Annotated in this window: 10 protein-coding genes; 5 read left to right on the top strand and 5 right to left on the bottom strand. The window is 50.3% G+C overall.

What is annotated here, in order from left to right; all coding sequences use genetic code 11:
- From QM529_04680 to purM, 4 genes are all read right to left on the bottom strand, one after another.
- Positions 1-700 (bottom strand): hypothetical protein (locus QM529_04680; protein ID MDI9313953.1); only part of this gene is annotated, 700 nt, incomplete at its 3' end.
- A 14-nt stretch (positions 701-714) separates the two neighbouring features.
- Complete coding sequence (locus tag QM529_04675) at positions 715-1,593, bottom strand: 3-hydroxyacyl-CoA dehydrogenase family protein (GenBank protein ID MDI9313952.1); 879 nt, start codon at positions 1,591-1,593, stop codon at positions 715-717.
- Positions 1,583-2,170, bottom strand: coding sequence for a phosphoribosylglycinamide formyltransferase (gene purN, locus QM529_04670; protein MDI9313951.1), 588 nt, complete (start codon positions 2,168-2,170; stop codon positions 1,583-1,585). Before purN ends, QM529_04675 begins: the two co-directional genes overlap by 11 nt.
- A 23-nt stretch (positions 2,171-2,193) precedes the next feature.
- Positions 2,194-3,294, bottom strand: a complete 1,101-nt coding sequence (gene purM, locus QM529_04665; protein MDI9313950.1) for a phosphoribosylformylglycinamidine cyclo-ligase — start codon at positions 3,292-3,294, stop codon at positions 2,194-2,196.
- A 129-nt stretch (positions 3,295-3,423) separates the two neighbouring features.
- On the opposite strand from purM, the gene QM529_04660 reads away from it, so the two are divergent.
- Positions 3,424-4,191 carry a hypothetical protein gene (locus QM529_04660; GenBank protein ID MDI9313949.1) on the top strand — a complete coding sequence of 256 codons (768 nt, stop codon included), beginning with the start codon at positions 3,424-3,426 and terminating at the stop codon, positions 4,189-4,191.
- Between the two features lie 44 nt (positions 4,192-4,235).
- Here QM529_04660 and QM529_04655 read toward each other — a convergent pair whose 3' ends face one another.
- Entirely contained in the window at positions 4,236-4,712 is a 477-nt protein-coding gene (locus QM529_04655; GenBank protein MDI9313948.1) for a peroxiredoxin, read from the bottom strand.
- An 86-nt stretch (positions 4,713-4,798) separates the two neighbouring features.
- On the opposite strand from QM529_04655, the gene QM529_04650 reads away from it, so the two are divergent.
- From QM529_04650 to lgt, 4 genes are all read left to right on the top strand, one after another.
- Complete coding sequence (locus QM529_04650) at positions 4,799-5,344, top strand: L,D-transpeptidase family protein (GenBank protein MDI9313947.1); 546 nt, start codon at positions 4,799-4,801, stop codon at positions 5,342-5,344.
- A gap of 62 nt (positions 5,345-5,406) precedes the next feature.
- Complete coding sequence (gene ykgO, locus QM529_04645; GenBank protein ID MDI9313946.1) at positions 5,407-5,535, top strand: type B 50S ribosomal protein L36; 129 nt, start codon at positions 5,407-5,409, stop codon at positions 5,533-5,535.
- 174 nt (positions 5,536-5,709) lie between these two features.
- Entirely contained in the window at positions 5,710-6,909 is a 1,200-nt protein-coding gene (locus QM529_04640; GenBank protein ID MDI9313945.1) for an NAD-dependent epimerase/dehydratase family protein, read from the top strand.
- Positions 6,910-6,914: 5 nt separating this feature from the next.
- On the top strand, positions 6,915-7,781 hold an 867-nt coding region (gene lgt / locus QM529_04635), incomplete at its 3' end, for a prolipoprotein diacylglyceryl transferase (GenBank protein MDI9313944.1).

Below are 7,781 nucleotides of genomic sequence, written 5' to 3'. Positions count from 1 at the left end.
TTCGCCCTATCACTTCGTTACTTGAGGGCAATATGGTTCGCCCTACCACTTCGTTACTTGAGGGCAATATGGTTCGCCCTATCACTTCGTTACTTGAGGGCAATATGGTTCGCCCTACCACTTCGTTGCTTGAGGGCAATGGATTCTGCCCTACCGCGTCTATGTTTAACGGCGGGCTCGCCAAAAGTTTTTTTATTGTCGGTGCGGTGGTTTGGCTTAAATCTTTTTTTAAAAAACGCGATAAAACACGAATGATATTGCCGTCCAGCGGAATGGTTTTTTGTTGAAAGGATAAGGCGGCAATCGCCCGCGCGGTGTAATCGCCCACCCCGGGCAATTTTTTTATTTCGGGCGCGGTGCGCGGCCAAACGCCATGCCATTGGTTGGTCACCATCTGCGCCGCGGCAAATAAATTATGGGCGCGGCGATAATAACCCAAACCCGCCCAAGCGTCGAGCACCGCCGTAATGCCGCCCGCCACCATTTTTTGCGGCGTCGGGAATTGCGCCATAAAAATCGGAAATCGTTTGGCAATGGTCGCGACCGTGGTTTGTTGCAACATGACCTCGCTGACCAACGCCGCCCATGGGTCTTGCGATGATTTTATTTTGCGCCACGATAATTGATATGGCGCGTCCGGTTGGTTGCGCGCGTTATGGTAAAACCAATCGAGCAAGGCAGAAATGGTTTTTTTATCCATTTTTTTATAGCGATTTAATAATCGTAAAAACCTTTCTTGGTTTTTCGGCCAAGGTGACCAGTTTTCACCAAATCGCTCAGCATCGCCGCCGGCCGATAATGTTCTTCGCCGCTGTTGTCGGCCAGGCTGTGCAATATCGATTCGCAGGTATCAAGCCCGATGAAATCGAGCAAGGCCAGCGGCCCCATTTTATAACCCGCGCCGAGCATCATCGCCTTATCAATATCATCGCGGCTGGCCACGCCGGCCGCCAATAATTTCACCGCCTCGTTAAGGTAGGGCACCAACAGGCGGTTCAGCACAAAACCCGGCGTGTCGCGCAACACCACCGCCTGCTTCGCCAATTTTTTTTCGATGATGTCCTTTATCATTGGCGCGTGGCCGGCGGCGGTTTCATCGGTGGTGATAATTTCGACCAGCGGCATCAGCGGTGCCGGATTCATAAAATGAATGCCGAGGAAATTCTGCGCGCTTGGGCTGTAACCCTGCAGGGTTTTAATCGACAGGGCCGAGGTGTTGCTGGCGACAATAACATTGGGCCTATCGCGCAAAATGGTTTTTAGTTGGCCGTAGAGTTTTTCCTTGGCCGGCAGGTTTTCGATAATTGCCTCGATAAGCAAATCGCACACTTGCAGGCCATTCATATCTTGGCTGAAGGTAATTTTTTTTGCAATGTCATCGGGCGATTGCGCCGCCAACAGGTTTTTTTCTTGTAATTTTTTTAAGGAGCCAGCTATTTCTTTCTGTGCGGTGGCCAGGGCAATATCGTTGCTGTCGCACAACATGACCGCAAAACCGGCGGTGGCAAAAACCTGCGCAATGCCGCGCCCCATTTGTCCGGCACCGATAACGCCAATGTTTTTTATGGTGGGCGTGATATTGTTATTGCTCATGTTCTTGCTTTATCAAGCTTTCGATATTTTGTAAAACGAAAGGGTAAAGTTCATGTTCCAACGCCAATACCTTATCGGCCAGCGAACCCGCCGTGTCGTTCGGCAAAACGCGAACCGCCCGTTGCGCCAACAACGGCCCGCCGTCCAACGTCTCATCGACAATATGCACCGAACAACCATGTTCCTTATCACCCGCCGCAATCGCCCGCTGGTGCGTGTCAAGCCCGGGGTATTTCGGCAATAATGACGGGTGGATATTCAGGATGCGGTTTTTAAATTGGCGCGCAAAATCCGGCGACAGGATTTTCATAAAACCGGCCAGCAAAATATAATATATTTGTTCGCGGGCGATAAATTCTTGCAATGTTTTTTCGGCGGCGGCGCGCCCGGCGTTATAATCCAACAACAACAGCGGAATGTTTTTCTTGCGGGCGTAATCCAATCCTGTTGCTTTTGGGTTGTCGCTGGCCACGGCAATAATTTGGTGATGCGGGTTAACCGCCATGTCATCGGCCAGGGCGATGAAATTACTGCCGCGCCCCGACAATAATATCATAACCCGCGTCTTATCCGTCATGGCATTATATGGTCTTATGTTGATTATTCTATCACCACCGATGGGGCGGTGGGCGTTTTTTTTGTTTCCACCATACCTAGGTCAAACACCGCCTCGCCCATTTTTTGTAATTTATCCTTGACGATTTTTTCCTTATCAGCCGCCACCATCAACACCATGCCGATGCCGCAATTGAAACTGCGGAACATATCGTCGTCTTTTATCTTACCCAGGTCTTGCAACCAGCGAAATTGTTCGGGCATTGCCCAGGATGATTTTGCAATATGCGCCGATAGGTTTTTGCCAAACACCCGTGGCGGATTTTCTAACAAACCGCCACCGGTGATATGCGCCGCCGCGCTGATGTCGCCGCCAATCGCGTCAAATATCTTTTTGTAAATCCGCGTCGGGGTCAGCAGGTCATGCGCCAAATTCTCAGCCGATGATTTTGTTTTATAGGGGGCGACAGCCCGCTCATCAATCTTATGGGTTTTTAACATCTGCCTTATCAAGCTAAACCCATTGCTGTGAAAACCAGATGACGCCAGCCCCAACAATTTATCGCCCGCCACCACCGCCGGCCGTTTGTCGTAATTTTCCCGTTCGACCGCCCCCATGACAAAACCGGCTAAATCCAATTTGCCGCCGTCGTAAAACCCGGGCATCTCCGCCGTTTCGCCGCCGGCCAAAACGCAATCGGCGGTGGCGCAGGCGGCAACGATGCTGGCCAAAATTTTTTCGGCAACCGCCCTGTCCAATTTGCCGGTGGCGTAATAATCTAAAAAGGCCAAGGGTGTCGCCCCCAGCACCAAAATATCATTCACCGCCATGGCCACCAAATCGAACCCAATGCCAGCAAAATGATTGTGGGCAATCGCCAGGTCTAATTTTGTGCCCACCCCGTCGCATGACAACATCAACAATGGGTCGCGAAAACCGGTTTTCGCCATATCGAGCACCGCGGCAAAACCGCCGATGCCGGCGCGTAAAAATGGTTGGTGGGTTTTTTGCGCCATCACCCCGATGGCGTCGGCAAAATCATTGCCGGCGGTTATATCAACGCCGGCGCGGGCATAGGCGTCGTTGAGGGCGTCGTTAGGGGCATCATTTGGCGCGTTGTTAGGGGCGTCGGGGTTTTTTGTCATGTTGCTTGATAAAAGGATTCTTTTGAAAAGAAAATGTTTTTTTGTTAAGGCTGGCCCAGCGATTTCTTTTTAAAGGATTCTTTGGAAGACCCCAGCGACGGGTTTCCGCAATGCACCAATCTAACAGCAATGACCCCAACCCAACTATTACTTCCCTTACCAAAAAAAACCGGTTGGCACAAACTGCCGCTGGTTGTATCGGCGCAAAATGCCGATACCATCGCCCTGCTTGAACGGCCGGAACAATGGCAAGACGGCGTGCTGTCGCTGGTCGGCGGCCAGGGTTCGGGGAAAAGTTTCATCGCCTGGTATTTGTTCGACCCGGCGTCGCGCATTGCTTCCTCGGCTTCCTCGGCTTCGCCTGATTCCGGTGCGCAACGCCACCGCCATATTGGCCGGATTATCGACAAAAATAACTTGGCCGGCTTGGGCCAGGAAAAACTGCCCCCCGACCAGGTGGTTATTTGGGATAATGTCGATAATGACCTGGCGCAATTATCGGCGGCGTCAGCCGAGGGATTGTGCCATTTTTTTAACCAACCAAAATCGGCGCGGCCAAAATTGTTGTTGTTATCGCAACGGCCATTGCCTTGGTTGTTGCAACAACATCGTCAAATTATTTTGCCAGATTTGGCGTCGCGCCTGTCGTTGGTGGCGGGGGTGGAATTATTGGCCGACGATGAATCGTTGCGCGCGCAAATGTTCGGTTTTTTTGCCGAACGCCAGGTGGCGGTCGATGATAAAATCATCGCCAGCATCCTGCGCCATGCACCACGTAGCCACGACGGGCTTCACCAATTGCTGGCGCGGCTTGACGATTTTTCCCTGCGCACCAAAAAACCAATCCAACGCAAAATGATTCAGCAATGGCTGGGGGATGAGCCCGACAAAGATTAACCTTGGGACTAAACTTGGGATTAATTTTGGGACTAACCTTGGGCTTAAATTTGACTCAGCACATGCTCGGCGGAGGAGACCTTATACTCGCCCGGGCCTTCGACAAACAAATGCGTGATTTTTGTGCCGTCAAGCACCATGGCGTAACGTTCGGAACGCACCCCCAAACCGGCGGCGATTAAATCTAACGTCAATCCCCATTTTTGGGTCAGGGCGCATGACCCATCGGCTATCATGGTTAGATGGCCGGCGGAATTTTCGGCTTTCTCCCACGCCTGCATAACAAACACATCATTCACCGCCAGGCACAGGATTTTATCAACCCCCTTGGCGCGCAATTCGCTTTCCTTGTTAATATAACTCGGCAGGTGCTTCATGGCGCAGGTCGGGGTAAATGCCCCGGGCACGGCGAACAGCACGGTGCGCTTGCCCAATAATTCATGGAGCATGGCGGCCTCGCCACCATTTTTTCCGACCACCGTGATTTTTTCGTTTTCAACATTATCGCCGACTTTTATCATTTTTTTTTCTTTCTATTTTTTTGAAGGTTTGTTTTTGCCAATTGTATTATCATGGTAACAGATTTATAATCGCAACACAAAATAAAATGACCGACAATAATCAATCAACGACCAACCAAATTTTGCGCGTAACACCGCTCGCCCTTAAACCCTTGGCAATCGGTCGCGGCGGCATGGGGGTAAAAAGGGCGGAGGGCGACGGCATAACCCCCCTGGGCGATTTTGCCATCACCGCCATTATGTATCGCGCCGACCGCGTGGCCGCGCCGCAAACCACCCTGCCCTGCCGCGCCATTGCGCCAGATGATATTTGGGTCGACGACGCCAATTCGACCGATTATAACAAATTATTATCGGCGCGCCATTATCCCCTGTCGCACGAAAAATTATGGCGCGACGACCATCTTTACGATTTGCTGGCGGTGTTGGATTACAACATGAACCCCATTGTCGCCGGTCGCGGCAGTGCGATTTTTATTCACCTGGCGCGCGATATGGGCAATGGAGAATTTGCCAAGACCGAAGGTTGCCTGGCCATCACGCCGGCCGATTTTTATAACCTGGCGAAAACCGCCACCGCCGCCAGTCGGTTGCATATTGGGAATGATGGTATTTACCTAATTAACAGCTGATAAAAAAAAACAACGTCAAACATACACTTGACAAGCTGGGTTTTTTACGCCATAGAGGTTACATGAAAGTTACATCATCGCTCAAAACACTGCGCAACCGCGACAAAGATTGCCAATTGGTAAAACGCCGTGGCCGGATTTATATTATCAATAAAAAAAATCCCCGCTACAAAGCGCGCCAAGGTTATTAAACCTCGGGCTGGTCTGGTATCGGGCTTATTGCATCATTGTTGATTACAGCGATTTTATATCGCCGGTTTTTAATCACCATTTCGGTTGGCAACATTGAAATGGCATTAAATTGAGAAGATTAATTTGGGACGTTTTTATTTTATGGCTTGTAGTTTGATGTTATAGTTTTTACCATGGTTAACCTATCGCAACAATTTGCCCCTTATTTTTCTCAACCCCTCGCTTGGCAAAAAAAAAACGGGTTCATCGTTATCACTGGTGGTTTGGGGTTTATCGGTTCTTGCCTCGCCAATTTTTTTATGGCCGCTGGTCAAAATATTTTACTGGTCGATGACGCCAGCGACGAAAAATTAAACAATGTAAAATGCCTGCCGCCCGCCGCGCCATCGATGTTAAAACCAAAACCACGTTATTTGTTGTCGCGGGTTTTTCCCAAACACCTACCCCTGCCGCCGATTATCACCCCCGATGAATTGCTGGGTTTAACCCGCAGTCATTATCACAAAAAAAATATCATCGCCATTGTGCATCTTGGCGCGGTCAGCGACACGCGGAGCAGTGATGAAGACATCGTCCTGACCAAAAACACCGACTTCAGCGCGGCCATGTGGCAAAAATCAATCGATTGGGGCATACCGCTTATTTATGCCTCGACCGCCGCGACCTACGGCGATGGGTCAGCCGGTTTTGCCGAGCCAACCACCCTGGCCGATTTGGAAAAACTAAAGCCGCTTAATTTATACGGCCGGTCAAAACACCTGTTTGATTTGCAGGTCATGGCCGCCAAGCAAGACCAAGCGGTCAACCAAAGCAAGACACCATTGACGCCGCCGTTTTTTGCCGGCTTAAAATTTTTCAATGTGTTTGGCCCCAATGAATATCACAAGGGGGCGCAATCGTCGGTTATCCCACGATTTTATAACCAGGCCTATGACACGCAAAAAATAAAATTATTTTCATCAACCGACCGGGCAATAAAAAACGGCGAACAAACCCGCGATTTCGTTTGGGTGATGGATTGCATTTGCGTCATGGTAAAATTGTTGCAATTTTATTACAGCCACAAATCGAGCAAGCAAGACGATAAGGATTTTCTATATCAATCATCGGGCATTTTTAATGTTGGGTCGGGCCAGGCCACCAGTTTTAACCAATTGGTATCATTCATGTTGCCGCACCTGCCGCGCGCGGCCAGCGGCACAACTATCGATTATATCCCAACGCCAGCCGATTTGGTGCAACATTACCAAAACCATACCCGCGCCGTGATTGACGGCTTGCGGCAATTGATTGGTTTTAAACCAACGCCGGTTGCCACCGCGGTGGGTTTTTACATCAACGATTTTTTAAAACCAACCCCCATGAAACGCTAACCACCATGGCCTACCTCCACCAATTGAACCCCATTGCGTTCCATGTTTTTGGTTGGCCGATCTATTGGTATGGCTTGGCCTATATGGCTGGGTTTTTGTTTTGCCGTTATTGGGTGCCGCGTTGTTACAACCAAACCCGCGCCGTCATGGCGCAACAACCATCACGCGCCGCGCCAATGCCAAATCTTGCGGGCAAAGATTGGGACGATTTTTTATTCTATGGTATTTTGGCCACCCTGGTCGGTGGCCGCTTGGGGTTTATTTTGCTTTACCATCGCGATTATTTTTTTCACCTATCGCCCGTTGATTGGTGGCAATGGTTTGCGGTGTGGCAGGGTGGCATGGCGTTTCACGGCGCGGCCGTCGGGTTGTTTATTGCGTCGCTATGGTTTTGTCGCCAGAAAAAAATCGACCCATGGTTATTCGTCGATAATTTTACACGCGCCGTGCCGATGGCATTGTTCGTTGGTCGATTGGCCAATTTTATCAATGGCGAGCTAGTTGGCCGCGTCATCACCAATGATTTTTGGCGGGCAAAAATCGGCGTGGTCTTCCCGCTGGTCGATGACCAACCGCGTTACCCCAGCCAACTTTTTGAGGCAATGTTTGAGGGGTTGATTTTATTCGCGCTACTTCACGTTTTGGCCAGCTATAAAAACCACTTGGCAAAAAATTTTAAAAAGGGCAAGGGCGCATCGACCCTATCCTTACGCCTGCCGCACGGCATTGTGTTTTGCGGCTTTTTATTTTTTTATGGCCTGTTCCGGTTTTGCGTCGAATTTTTACGCGACCCGCAGGATGGTTACATCGGGCCACTAACCGCTGGTCAATTTTGGTGCCTGATAATGGCGGCGGCGGGGGTGGGGATTGCC

It is taken from the genome of Hydrotalea sp. (assembly GCA_030054115.1).
Lineage (GTDB): Bacteria > Pseudomonadota > Alphaproteobacteria > JASGCL01 > JASGCL01 > JASGCL01.
The sequence above is the reverse complement of the archived record's forward strand: the minus strand, read 5'-3'. Positions and strand labels throughout refer to the sequence as shown.